Raw genomic sequence first — 1,537 nt, 5'->3', positions numbered from 1 at the left:
GTCAGGTATCTGGGGCAATACACCCATCGCATTGCCATCAGCAACCAGCGGATCTTGAACGTTGATCCAACACACGTCACTTTCGTGGCAAAAGACTACCGGGACCGGGCACAAAAGAAACCGGTATCACTGACCGGCGAAGAGTTTCTGCGTAGATTCTCTTTGCATGTAATGCCCGATGGTTATGTGCGTATTCGTCGATTCGGCATTTATCATCACTCTACAAAGCTTCATCTGGATTTACAATTTGTGCCCGATGAAAAGCCCGACATTGAGCAGATGGCAGCTGACCAAAAGGATGAAACGGCCTCAGAGCGCATTTTAAGGCTGACTGGATTTGACCTAACCAAATGTCCGCATTGCAAAGAGGGACGTCTGATTGTCATTAGAACCTTACCCAGGATACGGTCACCCGCAGGAAATCTGCCCTCATTGCTTTTTGCGAAGTTGCAGTAACCTACTAAACACCCCCCTAAAAACTTCATTGACATGAGGTTCGGCATTGTATTGCCTTAACGGCAGGTTTTCAGCCAAAAAGGAACAGATTTTCAACTTCTCAGCCACTACGACCAGTCACTTCTTAAGTTCAAATGCTTAAAAACGGGAAGACGGTACCACGGGTGGCCTTGCCAAAAACATCAAAAACCGACTTAAAGTCCATAAAAACAGGCTGCAGACCTAGCGGGATGTAGTTCAACCGAGAATAATCGCTGGGTCGTTCCGACCGCTCATATTCCTATATATTAGCTGCTGGTGTTCATTCTCTATTAGTTAATTACCTGTCACTTACGAACACTAATGCTTTCAATCGAAGCACTACTACTCCCGAAAAAATTAGTTTTTAGGGGCGGCAAAAAAGCGGTGGCAAACAGACAAGCTCTATTGCAATTTTTGGGCATGCGTTGGCTCGTGCGAATTGCAATTGTGCTTGGCTGTGTGTAGTGGATTTCAATGATGATATTCTAAACTTCACTTTCGGATTCACATCTGTTTGTTATTTTAAACAACCTAAATGTACTGAGAATATTAGAAAGTATAAGTAGTAAAATATTATACTATTTGAACTCCTGTTTTTAAAAATATTTATCCTTTAATTCTTGTAATTTATTATTGACTTCCTTCTGTAAAGAATTAATTTTAATTTTCGCCTTTTTATTCGATTTCTCTATTAATATTTCAATGCGCTGAGTAATTAATTCATAATTATTTAAGTAGGTAAGAGCTATTTCTTTGCCTTCACTTGCAAACTCTTTTGAAGCATTAAATATTGACGTTTTTTCAAATTTTGTTGGATGCTTCAACTCTTTCATTAAAACATACTTTATTTTCTTTCCGTGTCTTTGAAAATACAAATTAATAAATGTCTCTACTCCGAACCTAATATCTCTTATGTCATTAAGAATGGGGGTAATATCCTTCTTTAGCATAGCTCTTTCACCTGTTAATGACCTAAAAGGATTAACTCGATAATCTATTAATGTTTCAGAAGGTTGTCCTAAAACCATATCTGCTTCATTGTTAATTATAGGGGTTAATC

Annotated in this window: 2 protein-coding genes; one reads left to right on the top strand and one right to left on the bottom strand. The window is 38.8% G+C overall.

The annotated features are described in order from the left end of the window. Window positions 1-456, top strand: a 456-nt coding sequence (locus JCM15548_RS20395; protein WP_173427679.1) for a transposase, incomplete at its 5' end; no start/stop codon positions are given. Window positions 457-1,073: 617 nt separating this feature from the next. Here the strand turns inward: JCM15548_RS20395 and JCM15548_RS22075 are convergent. Then, window positions 1,074-1,537 (bottom strand): hypothetical protein (locus tag JCM15548_RS22075; RefSeq protein ID WP_227626081.1); only part of this gene is annotated, 464 nt, incomplete at its 5' end.

The organism is Geofilum rubicundum JCM 15548, assembly GCF_000974365.1.
In the GTDB taxonomy this organism is placed as follows: Bacteria; Bacteroidota; Bacteroidia; order Bacteroidales; family Marinilabiliaceae; genus Geofilum; species Geofilum rubicundum.
This window is presented reverse-complemented; position numbering and strand designations above follow the sequence as displayed.